This is a genomic window from Elusimicrobiota bacterium (assembly GCA_016182905.1).
Taxonomy (GTDB): Bacteria; Elusimicrobiota; Elusimicrobia; order UBA1565; family UBA9628; genus GWA2-66-18.
Genome location: JACPFR010000056.1, coordinates 1 through 15,414, shown reverse-complemented (window position 1 = coordinate 15,414; position 15,414 = coordinate 1). Strand labels below are relative to the sequence as shown.

Here is a 15,414-nt window from a genome sequence, read left to right as displayed (position 1 = left end):
AATCTTGGAGATCACGGAAATCCGCGTCCACCTGCGCAACGAGGACAAGCTCAAGGCGTTCGCCACCGTCACGTTCGACCACTGCTTCGTGGTCCGCAATATGAAAGTGATCGCGAGCGACAAAGGGCTCATACTCTGCATGCCGTCCCGGAAGATGCCCGACGGCAGCTTCAAGGACGTGGCGCATCCGATCACCGTCGAATTCAGGTCGTTTCTGGAGAGCAAAGTGTTCGCCTGCTACGAGCGGGAGGTTCTCCAGGCCGCTGCAGGGAACAAGGCAGACTCCCGGGTGGTGTAATGGTAACACAGCGGCCTTTGAAGCCGTTATTCGTGGTTCGAATCCACGCCCGGGAATGCAGATTTCGAGGAAAATGAAATGAGCGCGACGAAAAAGGGCCAAGGCCAGCTGTGCGTGCTGATCCTCGCCGCGGGTCAGGGCACCCGGATGGAATCCACCATCCCGAAGGTTCTGCACCACGTCGGCGGACGCCCCATGCTGTTCTACGTCCTGCGCATCGCCAACGCCCTCAAGCCGGGCTCGATCGGCGTCGTCGTCGGCCATGAGGCCGGCCAGGTCAAGGACGCGTCGATGGAGATGCTCAAGTCCGTCGGCATCGCCCGTCCGCTGCAGATGATCCACCAGAAGAAGCAGATGGGCTCCGGCAACGCCGTCCTCGAGGCGCTTCCATACCTGAAGAAGTTCAAGACCGCGATGGTGATGTGCGGCGACACGCCGCTGCTCACTTACGAATCCATCTACAACCTCTATCTGACCCATGAGCAGCTCAAGGGGCAGGCCACGCTCCTGACGGCGCGCCTGCAGAACCCGAAGGGCTACGGCCGCATCGTGCGCGGCGCCCTCGGCGAGGTGCAGCGCATCGTCGAGGAAAGCGTCGCTTCCCCGAAGGAACTCGCGCTCACCGAGGTCAACTCGGGCGCGTACTGCTTCGAGGTCGACGCCCTCGTGCAGGGCCTCAAGGAGATCGGCGCCAAGGGCCCGAAGAAGGAGCACTTCCTGACCGACGTGATGGAGGCCATCCGCGGCAAGGGCGGGCGCATCCACGCGTACACGTCCTCGAACTCCGAGGAGATCCAGGGCATCAATAACCGCGCCCAGCTCTCCACCGCCGAGCGCGTATTGAACAAGCGCATGTTGGAGAGGCTGATGATCTCCGGCGTCACGATCCGCGACCCGCAGTCCACGCACGTCGACGCCGACGTCGAGATCGGCCAGGACACGGTCATCTACCCCGGCACCATCCTGCGCGGCCACACGAAGATCGGCCGCATGTGCCGCATCGGGCCCTACACGCACATCGAGGACACCCAGATCGGCAACGAGTGCGAGGTCCGCTTCTCCTACGTGATCCAGTCGCGCCTGCTCGAGAAGACCTCGGTCGGGCCGTTCGCCCACATCCGCCCGGAGTCCACGATCGGGCCCCGCGCGCGCGTCGGCAACTTCACCGAGGTCAAGGCGTCGAGGATCGGCTTCGGCTCCAAGGTCAACCACCTCTCCTACATCGGCGACGCCGACATCGCCGAGGACGTCAACATCGGCGCGGGCACGATCACCTGCAACTACGACGGCAAGGAGAAGCACAAGACGACGATCGGCGCGAAGGCGTTCATCGGCTCCAACGTGAACCTGATCGCGCCGGTGAAGGTCGGGCGCGGGGCGAAGGTCGCCGCCGGCTCGACCGTGACCGAGGACGTCCCCGACGAGGCTCTCGCGATCGCGCGCGCCCGCCAGGTGAACAAGACCTGATATGGCGATCAAATCCCCGGAGAAGGCGGAGGCGCGGATGGCGTCACATAAGTTCGTGGAGAAGCCGCTCCCCATGGAGGGCCTCAAGACCCTGCGGGGCCTCAAGGTGTTCTCCGGAAACGCCAATCGGCCCCTTGCCGACGACATCGCCAAGTATCTCGGCGTGCCGCTGGGCAAGACCCACGTCGGACGCTTCGCCGACGGCGAGATCAACCTCCAGATCGAGGAGAACGTCCGCGGCGCCGACTGCTACGTCATCCAGCCGACCTGCCGTCCGACGAACGAGAACCTGATGGAGCTCCTGATCATGATCGACGCGCTGCGCCGCGCGTCGGCGGGGCGCATCACCGCCGTCATGCCCTACTACGGCTACGCGCGCGCCGACCGCAAGACCGCGCCGCGCATGCCGATCACCTCGAAGCTCGTCGCGAACCTCATCGTCGAGTCCGGCGCGAACCGCGTCATCACGATGGACCTGCACGCCGCCCAGATCCAGGGCTTCTTCGACATCCCCGTCGACCACCTCTACGCCGCGCCGATCATCATCGACTACGTGAAGAAGAAGGCGCTCAAGAACCTCGTCGTCGTGTCGCCCGACGTCGGCGGCGTCGAGCGCGCCCGCGCGTTCGCCAAGCGCCTCAACGCCCAGCTCTGCATCATCGACAAGCGGCGCCCGCGCCCGAACGAGGCCTCGGTCTACAACATCATCGGCGACGTGAAGGGCAAGAACTGCTTCATCCTCGACGACATGGTGGACACCGGCGGCACGCTGTGCAAGGTCGCCGACAAGATCCGCGAGAACGGCGCGCTGAAGGTCTACGCCGCCTGCGTCCACGGCGTCCTGTCCGGCGCCGCCCACGACTTGATCGCCAAGTCGTCTCTCGAGGAGATGATCCTCACCGATTCGATCCCGGTCCATGCGCTGGCCGGGGGGAAACTGACGGTCCTGTCGATCGCGCCCCTCATGGGCGAGGCGATCGCGCGGAATCATCAGGGCAAGTCCATCAGCGCTTTGTTCGTTTAAGACACAGGAGAGTAATAGAGTCATGGAAATCACGCTGAACGTCGAAGTCCGCGCCGAGAAGGGCACCAAGAAGGCGCTCTCGTCCCTGCGCGCCGAATCCCGCATCCCGGCCGTCGTGTACGGAGGCGAGAAAGCTCCGATCAGCGTCGCGCTGTCCGAGAAGGATCTCATGGCGGCCCGCCGCAAGGGCGGCGCGAACGCCATCCTGCGCCTGAAGCACGCCAAGGGCGAGGAGACCGTCATCGTCAAGGAGCTGCAGCGGCACCCGGTCACCGACCGGCCCGTGCACGCCGACTTCCAGCGCATCTCGCTGACCCAGAAGATCGAGGCGAAGGTCCCGCTGAACGTCGTCGGCGAGGCGCCCGGCGTCAAGACCTCCGGCGGCATGATGTCCATCGACATGCGCGAGCTGCGCATCAAGGCGCTGCCCACGGCCATTCCGCAGCACATCGACGTCGACGTCTCCAAGCTCGAGCTTCACCAGGGCATCCTCGTCAAGGACCTCTCGTTGGCCGAAGGCATCGAAGTCCTCGACGCCGCGGACGCCGCCATCATCCGCATCGTCCTCGCCAAGGTCGAGGTCGTCGCTGAGCCCGTCGCCGGCGCCGTCGTCGAAGGCGCCGTCCCCGCCGAGCCCGAATCCGCCTCCACGAAGGGCAAGAAGGACGAGGAAGGCAAGGTCATCAAGGAAGCGGCGAAGCCCGGCGCTCCGGCCGCCGACGCCAAGAAGGAACCCAAGAAGGAAGGCAAGTAGCCCTTTCCTTCGGTGGCGCTTAAGCTCGTCGTCGGCCTCGGCAACCCGGGCCCGGAGTACGAGAAGACGCGCCACAACGTGGGCTTCCGCCTCGCCGACCGCTTGGTCGGCGAGGCGGACTCTTTTTGGAAGGATTTTAAAGGACTGGGCATCGCCGCCAAGAGCGGCGACCTGTGGGTCGCCAAGCCGATGACCTTCATGAACCTCTCCGGAGAGTTCGTGCAGAAGTTCGCCGCCTACCACAACATCGCGCTGGAGGATATATTGATCGTCTATGACGAGCTCGCCATCCCTCTCGGCAAGATCCGTATCCGGAAGAACGGATCCGCGGGCGGTCAGAACGGCATGAAGTCCATCATCTCGCACTTTGGAACGGAGAACATATCGAGGCTTCGCATCGGCATCGGGCCTCAGCCGGAGAAGGTAAGCGCGACGAATTTTGTTCTGGGAAAATTCAATAAAAGCGAAGAAAACGAACTGGACGCCGTTCTCGCCACCGCGGCCGAGGCCGTCGGGGTCGTTCGCGAGAACGGCATCGACATGGCCATGAACCGCTATAATCCCGCTGCATGACCCCCACGCTCAAGATCGTCATCGGCCTGCTCAGCGGCGTCCTCGGCCTGGGCTACCTGTACCGCCCGGACCTCATCGAGCGCATGAACGCGGTCCTGCGCGACTACCTGCTCAACGACGCCTACATCGCCCTCGAGCGCAAGAAGTGGGGCATGTTCTTCCTGCTGGTGTCCTTCCTGTTCCTGTACACGGGCTGGTCCTCGCTGGGCCGCTGACACCCGCATGAGTGCCGACCTCGAGCAGCTGGCGCGTGATTCCGTCGCCTGGATGCGGTCCCGCTCCGCCGAGACCCAGGCCGAGGTCTTCCTGTCGAGCGGCGAGGCGCGCTCCGTGTCCCGGCGGGAGGGCGAGCGCGACGGCGTCGAGGCCTCGGAGAACGCGGGCGCCGGGGTGCGCGTGGTGCGCGACGGCCGCGTCGGCTTCGCCGCGGCCGGGGGCGCGGACCTCGAGGCTATAAAGGAATTATACGCTCGTGCCCTCGAGCAGCTGCCTCACGCCGAACCCGACCCCCGCCGCGTCCTCCCCGGCCCCCAGCCCGCCCCCGGTGACGACGCCCTGCCCGGGACCCTGTGGGACGAGGCGCTGTTCACCGCCCCGTGGGAGAAGGTCGAGGAGCGCCTGCGCGAGGCCGAAGCGGCCGCGCTCGCGTCCCCGCGCGTGGCCAAGGTCATGCGCGTCGAGTACGCGGAGAGCCGCGGGTCCGTCGTCGTCGCCGGCACGAGCGGCCTGCTCGCCGGCGAGCGCGGCGGCTCGGCGAGCGTCTCCCTCGTCGTCGCCGCCGAGGACGGGGCCGAGGTCCAGCTCGGCGAGGGTTATCGCGCCGAGCGGCGCGCGTCGTCCCTCGACTTCGCCGCCGCCGGCCGCGAGGCGGGCCTGCGCGCGTCGTCTTTGCTCGGCGCCCGCCGCGTCAAGGCCGGCAAGCGCGCGATCCTCTTCGAGCCTTGGGTCGCGGGGGAATTCCTCGAGCTGTTGGCCGAGCTGCTCTCGGCCGACGAGGTCCAGGGCGGACGCTCGCTGCTGGCCGGCAAGCTCGGCAAGACGGTCGCCTCCCCGCTCGTCACCCTGCGCGACGATCCCCGCCGCCCCGGCGGCCTGGGGTCGAGCCGATTCGACGACGAGGGCGTGCCCACCCGCGACAAGGCGATGATCGAGGCGGGCGTCCTTCGCGGCTTCTTCCACGACGCGTTCACCGCGGCCCGGGAAGGCCTGCCCTCGAACGGCTGCGCCTTCCGCGACTCCTACGCCGGCCTGCCCGGCCCCGGCGCGTCGAACCTCTACCTCGCTCCCGGCGCGGCGACGCGCGAGGCCCTCATCGCGGACACGAAGTCGGGCCTCCTCGTCGCCGAGGTGCTCGGCATGCACATGGTGGACCCCGTCTCGGGCGCCTTCTCCGTCGGCGTCTCCGGCCTGTCCATCGAGAAAGGGCGAGTCGCCCGCCCCGTCAAAGGCGCCATGATCTCCGGCAGCCTCCTCGACCTCCTGTCCCGCGTCGACGGCGTCGCCTCCGACCTCACCTTCCAAGGCTCCCTCGGCGCCCCCACCTTCCGCATCTCCTCCCTCGACGTCGCTTAACGCGTCCACCCTCGGTCTCTCCAGCGCCGGTCTTCTCATTCGAGGCGTGAAAGAGGATTGCCCATCCGTCCGCCATCGGATTTAATGATAGAACGAAATCACAAAAATTACCACGAGCAGGGGCGATGGAAGCGATCTTTTAAACATGGACGACGCCAATGGAAAATGGACCCCCGTCCTTCTCGTCGGGGCTATCGCCGTGCTGGCGGCTTTTGGGCTCGTGCTCCGGCACATGCTGCAGATAACCGGCACGGCCGATGAAAGAACGTGGACAAGAGCGATTTATCTGTTCGGAAGCGTCGAGGCGATCGCGTTCGCCGCCGCCGGCTTCCTTTTCGGCCGAGAGGTGCACCGGGAGCAGGCCGCCAAGGCCGAGCGGCGCGCCGACACGGCCGAGAAATCCACGAAGGACGCTTTAAAGACGGCGCTAGACGCCGAAGCGAAGGGGAAAGCGCTCGCCCGCCTCGCCGCGGCGAAGGCCGCGGGGCTGCGGCACCGGCGAGAAGCGTTCGCGAAGTCGTCGGGGGATTCCGCCGATATAGCGGGGCTGGCCGGCGCGGAGGCGGACCTTCAAGAGCTCGCCAAAGTTGCCGCCGACTCTTTTTTCAACAGTTAGGCCATGCCCGACCGTAGCGTCCGGGAAGCAGGCCGAGGGTAAGCCGATCGCAAGGATGCCGCGCCATTCCTAATATTTTATTGACGCAAAAATGCGTGCGCTCCTGTCCCTATTGCTTCGCCAAGAAGCATATGGACGACTCCGCCCCGGAGGACGTCTTGAGCTGGGAGAACCTGATCTATATCGCCGATCTCGCGGAAGCATCCGGCGAAAAAAATGTCGCGCTTCTCGGCGGCGAGCCCTTTCTACATCCGCATTCCGTTGAGTTCATCCTGTATTTGCTCAAGAGGGACCTTCACGTGAATGTCTTCACGAGCGGCATACTCTCGGAGAAAACGCTGGGAGAGGCGGCGCGCCATCTGGGCGGCCGAGACCCGGAGCGGCTGTCCATCGTCTGCAACATCAACGACCCCGGGATTTCCACTGCCGCGGAATCCGGACGCATCAAGAGATTCCTCGGCTCCCTCGGCCGCCTGACCAGCGCTGGATTCAACATCTATCGTCCCGATTTCGAGCTCGACTTCCTGTTCCAATTGATAAATCAATTCGGCTTGAAGCGTCACGTTCGCCTGGGACTGGCGCATCCGATACCAGGCCGGGACTATAATCAGCACGTGAAGATCGAGGATATGCGCGAAATGGCGGGGCGTCTCGTGGCGCTCATCCCAAAATTCGAGAGTTTCGGCATCATGCCGCTTCTCGACTGCGGGATGCCGCTATGCCTCTTCAGCGAGGAGCAGCTGGGGCGCCTCTACAAATTAAACGGCGGGCGGCTGAACTTCGGCTGCAGCCCGGCGTTCGACATTGGCCCGGACATGAGCGTCTGGTCGTGCTTCGCCACTTCCAATTATCAAAAGAAATCACTCTATGAGTTCGACTCCATCGCGGACATTTATGAGTTTTTCTCGGAGATGCACCGCTCCATGAGGGTCGAGGCGGGCGGGATATTCGAGGAGTGCGACGCCTGCAAGCATCGCGACAACGGGCTTTGCGCCGGCGGATGTCTGGCGCACAACTTGACGCATTTCATGAACGAGCCCAAGGTGCGCCTGGCGAGCGCCTATCCGGATGAGTGACCATATTCTGGTCTGCCCGTGCGATGAGGCGCTGATCTCGAGGATCGAGCGGAAAGCGCTTGTCGTGCGGACCGATGACGCCGGCTGGATCCGGGAGATCGATCGCCTGGCGAACGCGCGCAACAAGCTGCACGCCGTGCTGCTCTCAAGCCGGAAAGAGTCATTGACGGGGGTCCCTTTCGACGAAGACTGGCGCGAGATCCCAATCGCGCTCCATGTCGCCGGCCTCGGTCCGTTCAACGAGCTCACGGAGCGCCTTGCGCTGCTGAAGGAGCTGAATATCCGTGTATTCTCCCCGGCCAGCCCTGAGGGAATCCGCGAATCGAGGATTCTGGCCTCGTTGGGGATCGATTGCGGGCTGACTTTCGAGGCCGAGGAGCTCGACTGGGACGCGTTGGACGACCTCATGCATTACTCGGTCTACGGGCGGGCCGGCCGCGGAACTATCGAGCCGTTTCATCACGTCATGTCGCATTATGATCCCCGGACGCCCATGGATTTTGATTCGGTCTATTTCGAAAACCCCCGGCGATACCTGCATATCGACGAAAACGAGAATATCGCCTTGAATCACGCGGCACTTTTACGGGGCGAATTCATCGCGCAGGGAGTGAGCTCGCTCGGATCGATCTCGCAAAACGACGAATACCAGGCCGCCCTGGCCGTTTGGCAAGAACCCTTCCTCCAGCGAAGCGCGTGCGCCTTCTGCCCGGCCTGGAGAATCTGCCTGGGAAAATTCGCCGGCCGCCGCGGCGAGGACGCCGGCTGCCGGACGCTGTTTTCGAATTTACTGGACGCCGCCGATTCCCATCGGACGCGGGAGAAGTCCCCGAGGGCCTCGTGCCGACCATAATCTTCAAAGCCACGGAAGCATGCAATGCGAATTGCATCTACTGCGACGTGGTTCAGCGAAAAGCCCCCCGGATCATGCCCCTCGACCTGCTGGAGGTCTGCTTCAAGAGCTTCAACCGCTATCTCGAGGAGAACCCGAGGGAGACGATCAACCTGACCTGGCACGGCGGAGAGCCGTGCATCGTCGGCGCGGACTATTTCAAGGAAGCCGTCGAGTTTCAGGAAAACCACTGCCGCGCGACGAAGGCTCGACTGCATCACAGCATACAATCCAACTTGACCCTGATCAATCAGGACATAATCGACGTCCTCCGGCGCCTGGGAATCGGGACGATCGGGACGAGCTTCGAAGTGCTGCCCAATATCAGGGGCGTCGGGAAACGCCGGAATTCCGAGACGTACAATCGGTTGTTCATGAAGGGCGCCGAGCTTCTCCGAAAGAACAAGATCAGTTGGGGCTTCATCTACGTGGTGACGCGCCAAGCCCTGACGAGGCCCTTGGACATCTTCAATTTTTTAGCCAATTTCAAGCTTAACGGGAACTTCAAGATCCATCCGGTGGAAATATTCGAGAACGACGACAAGAATAAGATCGGCATCACTCCTCTCGAATTCACCGAGTTCCTGGGGGCCATCTTCCCCGCATGGTGGGAACACCGCTCGCGGTTCAAGGAGGTGGATCCTTTCAGAACTTACTTGAAGAATTACGAGGAAGGCCCCCGGCATCTAAGCTGCTCGAACTCCGGCCAGTGCGCCTTCGATCACGTATACATCGGCCCGACGGGCCGGGCATCCCACTGCGGGCGCTCGTCCGACTGGGAAGTCCTTTCATATGGGAATATCAAGGACCGGTCCCTGACCGACATCTTCCAGGATCGTCAGCGGAGGGTTCTGATGGAGCGTGACGATGTGCTGCAGGAAACGGAGTGCCGCGGCTGCGGATATTGGCGGATATGCCATGGCGGCTGTCCGCTGGATGCCTATAACGATCGAAAGGATTTCATGCACAAGACGGAATGGTGCGACGCCAAGCGGATTTTCTTGAAAAAATATTTCGAGCCGATCACCGGGTTGAAGGCCGACTTTTCGGTTCACGCGAATGCCTAGGCCATGCTGATGGATAAACCATGGATCAATGTCGTCGGCGGGTACGGGGACGCGCTGATGGTCTCGGGCGTGCTGAAGGCCGCTTTCGAGAGAAATCCTCGACAGAAGTTCAATTTGATCAGAAGAACGCGGTATACGACGATTTTCAAAGGACATCCGGCCATAGAACGCATCGGATTCCCCCCCAAAGGGGCGCGAATCATCAAGACGGATTACTGGGCGCTGGAGGAGTTGGGAGGAGGAAGCCGGCGTCCCTTTCAAATCCTGGCGCGCGCGTTCGGCCTCGCCACGCCGATCGCGGAAAATCTTTATCTGCCGGGGGCCATTCAGGACGATCCTCTGGTCGCGGGCGCCGTCCCATGGAAGAGGAAGAACGTGATCATCGCGCCGAGTTCGGATTCGCCGCGGAAAATATGGAGCATGGGAAGGTGGGAGAGGCTCGTCGAGTTGTCGTCGAGCGAGGGCCTGCTGGCGCTGCAGGTTGGCCGGAAGCGCGACCCATACGTTAGGGGAGCTTATTCCCTATTGGGGTTGACTACTCCCCGCCAGCTCCTGGCGCTGTTGAAAAGAGCGGACTTGGTCGTCACGGCGGATAATTTCATCATGCACGCGGCCCACTTGGCGGGGACGCCGGCCATCGTCGTTTTCGGCCCGACCGATGCGGCGACGTACGGGTATGACGGCCAAGTTTTGCTGTCGGCTGCCGCGGAAAGGTGCGATCAACGAAGCCGCTGCATCGGTCCGCGATACCCCAAGAATTACGCCTCGCAATGCCCGCGGCCGGAAAACCATTGCCTTGACGAAATCTCCGTAGAGCGGATTTTCGGCGAAATTCTAAAGATCATTCAGACCCAAGAGTGAACGGCTCGCCCGCGAGGCGAGCGGTACAGGGAGCCACCAATGAAGAAGGGAAAAAAGAGCGGCGGGAAAACCAAGCAGTCGGTCATCGGCAAGGCAACGCCGGCGAGACGGCAGGCGCTGAAACGAATGGCGGCCTTGGCCGCCAACAAGGGCGGGTTCAAGTCCCAAAAGAACCCCCTGGGCCCGAAAGGCCCCAAAAACAAAGTCTTTCGGTTGATAGACAGCGGTTATACCGTTTACCTCAAATACACGGACCACAACAGCTACGCGCATAGCAGCTACTCTGATCACATCAGCTACTATTACATCTCGCATTCTTCTTGAACTGACCGGCGCGGCGCAGCGACATGCCGCCGCCGCGGCGGCTAGGATTGGGACAGGACCCTTGCCGTGACGCGGCGGCGGGGCTATCCTGTTTGCGCCATGGTGCGCGCCGCCTCGATCATGCTGATCCTCTCGGCGGGGCTCGCGGCGGAGAATACGCCCGCTACGCCCCCCTATTCGAGCGATCCGCGGCTCGTGCGCTCATGGAATTCCTCGCTGGACCTGGCGCCGGCTCCGTTCTGGGCGCGGTACGACGATGGACGCGCGGCCCTCTCCTTCGTGGCGGCGCGCCACGGCGAGGACTCCTCGACGTTCCGTCTCATCGAAGAGGAGTTGGCCGCCCAGAGTCCCGCCGTGCTGATCCTCGAGGGCGTGCGCCCGGGGTCTCGACGCCCCCCGTCCGGAGGCGAGTCGGCGCACGCGGCGAGACTGGCGGAAGCTCAAGGAGTAAGGTGGCTGGGGGGCGAGCCGGCCGCCGCGAAGGAGTTGCAGGGCGTGCTCGCCGAGGATTGTCACGCCCGCCGCAAATGCACGATGCGCGATTTTCAGGGTTTCTATATTTTACGGACTTGGTTCTTGGACGCCGCTCGTCCCGAGGGCCGGCGCACCATCGGCGAGATCGTGTCCGCTTTCTCGCGGGAGTTCGGCGTGGCTCCGCGCTTGTTGATGTCTGACCCGGAGTTTGAAGCCTGGTACTCCGCCGGGAACGGGAAGGCCTTCACCGGCGAACCCGATTTCGACGAGATTCTCCCGCAACCGGACTCGCCGCTGCTGAGCCGGCGCGTGGCCGACAAAGACAGCCTCGTGCGCAACCGAGTCCTCGCCGCCCTCATCGCCGAGCAGTTGAGCCGCGCGAAGCGCATCCTCGTCGTCTACGGCGCGAGCCATCACGCCGAACTGCGCCCGGTTCTCGAGGCGATGCTCGGACCCGCCGTCTGTGCCGGAGACGCGCAGGCGGATCGTTCCCGCTGCCCGCCGTCCGGCGGGACTCGGAAGACGGATCGAATAGGAACGACGCCGCGCGAGAAGCAAGACTGACGGCGTCGGCTATCCCCAGTAGGAGCGCATGAAGCCCTTGTCCTCGGGCTTTTCGGTGCGCCGGACCTGGTCGATCAGGAGGCGAAGCTCCTTTTCCTGGCCGCCGGTGAGGTTGAAGGCCAAGCCGTAGTGTCGCGCGGTCTGATCGGTTCCGGAGCGCCCGGCGTCGCGGGCCACGCGTCCCGGCAGGTCGAGCGCTCCGCCTTTCCAGTTGACGCGGACGCGGTAGGTCGAGCCGGCCTTGAGCAGGCCGCGCACCCGCAGCAGGCAGCCGGTAAGGCTCAGGTCGAGCAGGACGCCCTCGCCGATGCGCACGCCGCCCACGGGGCCGCTGAAGACCTCGACGGCGAGGTCGCTGGGCCAACGCTGGTGGGTGCGGCCGCTCTCATTCATCGTCTTTAGGGTATCCGGGGCCGGTTACGGCGTCAATACTGAAAATAGTGGAATGCCTGACACCATCATCAGCTGGAGCTCGAGGTGTAGCGGGCCACGGAATCCTTCCAGAAGAGCCAAGAGGCGGGCAAAGCGACGGCGGTCAGGGCCAGGGCGTAGGCGATCCAGGCGGCCGACAGGCTGCCGAGCAGGGCCTTGGCGGGGAAGGTCGTCATCACCGCGATCGGGATCCCCAAGGTCAGCGCCCAGCGCACGGCCGGGGCGTAGACGTCGACGGGGAACTTGCCCATGAACATCACGTCGCGGTAGATCCAGATGGCGCTCTCGAGCTCCTGCGTGCGCACGGCGAGCGCGGCGACGAGGATGTGGATGGCGTAGATCAGGCCCACGCCGTTGAGCATCAGGAGCGCGTAGGCGGCGTAGTTCTGCCAGCCGAGGGGCGGCAGGCGCGCGAAGACCACACCCGTCATGACGATGACCGGGATGATGGTGATGATGTCGAGGAAGTCCACGCTCGAGCAGGTCATGCGGAATAAAGGGGAGCAGGGCTGTACGAGATAAAAATCGAAGTCGCCCTCGCTGACCGTGCGCCGGGCGCCGTACACGCCGCGGAACAGGATCTGCGCGGTCATGTCCACGAGGTTGAAGGTCATGAAGAACAGCGCGGTCTCGACGAGGTTGTAGCCCGCCACGGTCTCGACGTGGTTGAAGACGGCGGCCATGAAGGCGAAGAAGAAGAGCAGCCGGATCATCTTGCCGAGCAGGAAGCCGAAGGAGCCCAGGCGGTAGGTGAGCTGCGCCTGCATCGCCATCGAGGCGGTGCGCAGCCAGATGCGCCAATACTTCCGGAGCAACTCCATCAGCCGCCCTCCGCCGAGTAGGAGGCGACGCCCTTCTTCCATACCATCATCGCCGCCGTGAACACGGCCATGAGCCACAGCGCCTCCATGCCGATGAGCCTCATGGCCTCGGCGGGGGGCACCTTCTCGAGGAAGACGCGGACGGGGAAGTACACCATGTAGGGGAAAGGGGTCATCTCGAGCAGCCGGCGCAGGCCCATGGGCAGGACGTCGAGGGGGAAGAAGGCCCCGGCGGCGAACTGGAGGAACAGGTCGAAGCAGAACAGCGGCCCGCCGGACTCCGAGGTCCAGAAGGCGAGGGAGCTGACCATGAACTCGAGGAAGAAGAAGAGCAGCGACGAGAGCACGACGGCGACGATGAAAATGAGCCAGGTCGAGGGAGACAGCGGCAGGAAAAGCTCGTCCTGGACCAGGAAGGCGAGAAGGCTCACCTCGAAGAAGGACGCGGCGACGTGGACCGTCTTCTGCGCGAGGTCGAGGGAGAGGGCGTAGCCGTAGTACTCGAGCGGCCGGATCAGGTAGGAGGATATCTTGCCGCTCGAAATCTCCCCGACGAGCTGCCAGCCGCGTCCGGTGAAGACGAACGAGCGCAGGACGTTCAGCGCGAGGACGTAGGTCAGCATCTCGCCGCGCGTGTAGCCGAGGAAGGTCGCCTTGTCGCCGATCAGCGCGGTCCAGAACGAATACAGGCTCACGACCACGGCGAAGCCGCCCAGGCGGTCCATGATCAAGGTCGACCGGCGCTGGAGCGTCTCCTGGAGCGCGATCTGGTAGGCGACCCAGTACTTGTTCATTCGTGGGTGAAGAGGCGGCGCACGATGTCGTCGATGGCGACCTCCTCGACGTTGAGGTCGGCGACGGGGTAGGAGCCGAGCAAAGCGGCGGCGCTGGCGGCCATCCGGGCGCGGGGCACCTCGAGCGTGACGGTCCGCTCCTCGTACTTGACCACGGAGCCCAGGCCCTTCAGATCGCCGGGCTCGACGTCGGTCGTGAAGCGCGCGCGCAGGATCTTGTGGTCGGCGTAGCGCTCGACGAGCCGGTCGAGGGCGCCGTCGTAGAGCAGGCGGCCCTTCTCGATGACGATGACCCGCTTGCAGAGCTCCACGACGTCGGTCATGTTGTGGCTCGTCAGCATGATCGTCGAGCCGGAGCGCTTGTTGTAGGCCTTGATGAACTCGCGCACGTTCTTCTGCATGACGACGTCGAGGCCGATCGTGGGCTCGTCGAGCAGGAGGAGGCGCGGCCGGTGCAGCAGGGCGGCGGCCAGCTCGCAGCGCATGCGCTGGCCCAAGGAGAGCTTCTTGACCGGGATCGACAGGTGCTCGCCGAGCTGGAGCAGCTCCACGAGCTCGTCGAGATGGACGCGGAAGTCCGCGTCCGAGAGGCCGTAGATCGCCTGGTTGAGCTTGAAGGTCTCGAAGGCGGGGATCTCCCACCACAGCTGAGAGCGCTGGCCCATGACCAGCGAGATCGCCCGCTGGAACGACGGCTCGCGCTTCCAGGGGACGTGCCCCAGGGCCGTGGCCTCCCCGGCCGTGGGCGTGAGCAGGCCGGAGAGCATCTTGAGCGTGGTGGTCTTGCCCGCGCCGTTGGCGCCGAGGAAGCCGACGAGCTCGCCCTCCTCGATGGAGAACGAGACCCCGTCGACGGCGCGCGTGTCCTTGTACCTGCGGTCGAACAGGGATTTGACGCCGCCCCACAGGCCCGGCTCCTTGACCGGCGAGCGGTAGTCCTTGGTGAGGCCCTTCGTCTCGACCGCGAGGGCCACTTCAGCCCCTGCGGCCGATCTCGCTCATGTAGGAGAGAGTCTTGAGGCCGTCCATGCGGTCGAGGTAGACGAACCCGTTGAGGTGATCGGTCTCGTGCTGGACGACGCGGGCGGGGAAGCCCTCGTAGATCCGCTTGAAGGCCTTGCCGTCGAGGCCGTGGCCGCTGAGCTCGAGCTTGCTGTGGCGGCGCACTTTGCCGCGCAGGTCGGGCACCGACAGGCAGCCCTCCCAGTCCTCTTCGGTCTCGTCGCCGAGCGGCTTGATGACCGGGTTGAACACAACGGTCAGCTCGATGCCGTCGGGGTGGCGCTTGGTGCCCTTGGGCAGGCCCATGACGAACACGGAGAGGTCCTCGCCCACCTGGTTGCCGGCGATGCCGACGCCGTCGTACTCCTCCATGGTGACCGCCATCTCCTGGATGAGGCGGTGGATGTCCTCGGAGCGGATCTCGTCGGGCTTTATTTTGCGCAGGACCTTGCGCAGGACGGGATGACCGAGCAAGGTGACCTTCCGGGTGGCGATGCCGACGATGTTCGCGCTCATGAGGGCATTTTGCCATATCCGGACTTGTCCCGTCATCCCGAGGTAAAGCATTGACTCAAGGGAGTACCGAACTTATGCTTTAGCCTATATAGGAAATATTCCATGAGCGATCGCCAGATATTCCAATGTTGTTTCTGCGGCCTTCCTATCGCTGCAAATGACACCGACCCAGGAGAACTCGCCTATACGCCCGGATTCTCAGAGGGTGGAGAAGTTCAACCCACGCAAGGCCTGTACTGTCATGCCGTGTGTCTAAAGAAACGCTTGCACAAATCCGTCAAGCTTCT

Annotated in this window: 19 protein-coding genes and 1 tRNA gene; 15 read left to right on the top strand and 5 right to left on the bottom strand. The window is 63.9% G+C overall.

From position 1 onward, the window contains the following. Positions 1 to 4 precede the first annotated feature (4 nt). The 15 genes from HYV14_16620 (at position 5) to HYV14_16550 (ending at position 11,562) form a co-directional block, all read left to right on the top strand. The gene (locus HYV14_16620) at positions 5 to 298 is read left to right on the top strand and encodes a septation protein SpoVG family protein (GenBank protein MBI2387611.1); all 294 of its coding nucleotides are present in this window, start codon (positions 5 to 7) and stop codon (positions 296 to 298) included. Next, positions 284 to 354, top strand: a tRNA-Gln gene (locus HYV14_16615). Before HYV14_16620 ends, HYV14_16615 begins: the two co-directional genes overlap by 15 nt. Positions 355 to 376: 22 nt before the next feature. Next, the gene (glmU, locus tag HYV14_16610) at positions 377 to 1,765 is read left to right on the top strand and encodes a bifunctional UDP-N-acetylglucosamine diphosphorylase/glucosamine-1-phosphate N-acetyltransferase GlmU (GenBank protein ID MBI2387610.1); all 1,389 of its coding nucleotides are present in this window, start codon (positions 377 to 379) and stop codon (positions 1,763 to 1,765) included. 91 nt (positions 1,766 to 1,856) lie between these two features. Further along, positions 1,857 to 2,789: a ribose-phosphate pyrophosphokinase gene (locus tag HYV14_16605; protein ID MBI2387609.1), complete on the top strand. Its 933-nt coding sequence runs from the start codon at positions 1,857 to 1,859 to the stop codon at positions 2,787 to 2,789. A 22-nt stretch (positions 2,790 to 2,811) separates the two neighbouring features. Further along, positions 2,812 to 3,543 (top strand): 50S ribosomal protein L25, encoded by a 732-nt coding sequence (locus tag HYV14_16600; GenBank protein ID MBI2387608.1) that lies wholly within the window; start codon positions 2,812 to 2,814, stop codon positions 3,541 to 3,543. 12 nt (positions 3,544 to 3,555) lie between these two features. Then, positions 3,556 to 4,116: an aminoacyl-tRNA hydrolase gene (locus HYV14_16595; protein MBI2387607.1), complete on the top strand. Its 561-nt coding sequence runs from the start codon at positions 3,556 to 3,558 to the stop codon at positions 4,114 to 4,116. Next, positions 4,113 to 4,331, top strand: a complete 219-nt coding sequence (locus HYV14_16590; GenBank protein ID MBI2387606.1) for a hypothetical protein — start codon at positions 4,113 to 4,115, stop codon at positions 4,329 to 4,331. Before HYV14_16595 ends, HYV14_16590 begins: the two co-directional genes overlap by 4 nt. A 7-nt stretch (positions 4,332 to 4,338) precedes the next feature. Beyond that, the gene (locus HYV14_16585; GenBank protein ID MBI2387605.1) at positions 4,339 to 5,688 is read left to right on the top strand and encodes a TldD/PmbA family protein; all 1,350 of its coding nucleotides are present in this window, start codon (positions 4,339 to 4,341) and stop codon (positions 5,686 to 5,688) included. 145 nt (positions 5,689 to 5,833) lie between these two features. Beyond that, on the top strand, positions 5,834 to 6,304 hold the full coding sequence (locus tag HYV14_16580; protein MBI2387604.1) for a hypothetical protein: 471 nt from the start codon (positions 5,834 to 5,836) through the stop codon (positions 6,302 to 6,304). Between the two features lie 80 nt (positions 6,305 to 6,384). Then, positions 6,385 to 7,380: a radical SAM protein gene (locus tag HYV14_16575; protein MBI2387603.1), complete on the top strand. Its 996-nt coding sequence runs from the start codon at positions 6,385 to 6,387 to the stop codon at positions 7,378 to 7,380. Further along, complete coding sequence (locus HYV14_16570; GenBank protein ID MBI2387602.1) at positions 7,373 to 8,233, top strand: hypothetical protein; 861 nt, start codon at positions 7,373 to 7,375, stop codon at positions 8,231 to 8,233. The genes HYV14_16575 and HYV14_16570 overlap by 8 nt, the downstream gene beginning before the upstream one ends. Then, positions 8,221 to 9,339, top strand: coding sequence for a radical SAM protein (locus tag HYV14_16565; GenBank protein MBI2387601.1), 1,119 nt, complete (start codon positions 8,221 to 8,223; stop codon positions 9,337 to 9,339). Before HYV14_16570 ends, HYV14_16565 begins: the two co-directional genes overlap by 13 nt. Positions 9,340 to 9,342: 3 nt before the next feature. Next, on the top strand, positions 9,343 to 10,200 hold the full coding sequence (locus tag HYV14_16560) for a glycosyltransferase family 9 protein (protein ID MBI2387600.1): 858 nt from the start codon (positions 9,343 to 9,345) through the stop codon (positions 10,198 to 10,200). A gap of 39 nt (positions 10,201 to 10,239) precedes the next feature. Then, positions 10,240 to 10,524: a hypothetical protein gene (locus HYV14_16555; protein MBI2387599.1), complete on the top strand. Its 285-nt coding sequence runs from the start codon at positions 10,240 to 10,242 to the stop codon at positions 10,522 to 10,524. Positions 10,525 to 10,623: 99 nt separating this feature from the next. Further along, the gene (locus tag HYV14_16550) at positions 10,624 to 11,562 is read left to right on the top strand and encodes a hypothetical protein (GenBank protein ID MBI2387598.1); all 939 of its coding nucleotides are present in this window, start codon (positions 10,624 to 10,626) and stop codon (positions 11,560 to 11,562) included. Positions 11,563 to 11,571: 9 nt separating this feature from the next. On the opposite strand, the gene HYV14_16545 is transcribed toward HYV14_16550, so the two are convergent. The 5 genes from HYV14_16545 to def all read right to left on the bottom strand — a co-directional run bounded on the left by HYV14_16545 (position 11,572) and on the right by def (position 15,127). Continuing rightward, on the bottom strand, positions 11,572 to 11,955 hold the full coding sequence (locus HYV14_16545; GenBank protein ID MBI2387597.1) for a PilZ domain-containing protein: 384 nt from the start codon (positions 11,953 to 11,955) through the stop codon (positions 11,572 to 11,574). A 68-nt stretch (positions 11,956 to 12,023) separates the two neighbouring features. After that, on the bottom strand, positions 12,024 to 12,815 hold the full coding sequence (locus tag HYV14_16540) for an ABC-2 family transporter protein (GenBank protein MBI2387596.1): 792 nt from the start codon (positions 12,813 to 12,815) through the stop codon (positions 12,024 to 12,026). Next, positions 12,815 to 13,609, bottom strand: coding sequence for an ABC-2 family transporter protein (locus tag HYV14_16535; protein MBI2387595.1), 795 nt, complete (start codon positions 13,607 to 13,609; stop codon positions 12,815 to 12,817). Before HYV14_16535 ends, HYV14_16540 begins: the two co-directional genes overlap by 1 nt. Then, positions 13,606 to 14,583 (bottom strand): ATP-binding cassette domain-containing protein, encoded by a 978-nt coding sequence (locus tag HYV14_16530; protein MBI2387594.1) that lies wholly within the window; start codon positions 14,581 to 14,583, stop codon positions 13,606 to 13,608. The genes HYV14_16535 and HYV14_16530 overlap by 4 nt, the downstream gene beginning before the upstream one ends. 1 nt (position 14,584) lies before the next feature. Beyond that, on the bottom strand, positions 14,585 to 15,127 hold the full coding sequence (gene def, locus HYV14_16525) for a peptide deformylase (GenBank protein MBI2387593.1): 543 nt from the start codon (positions 15,125 to 15,127) through the stop codon (positions 14,585 to 14,587). Positions 15,128 to 15,414 lie beyond the last annotated feature (287 nt).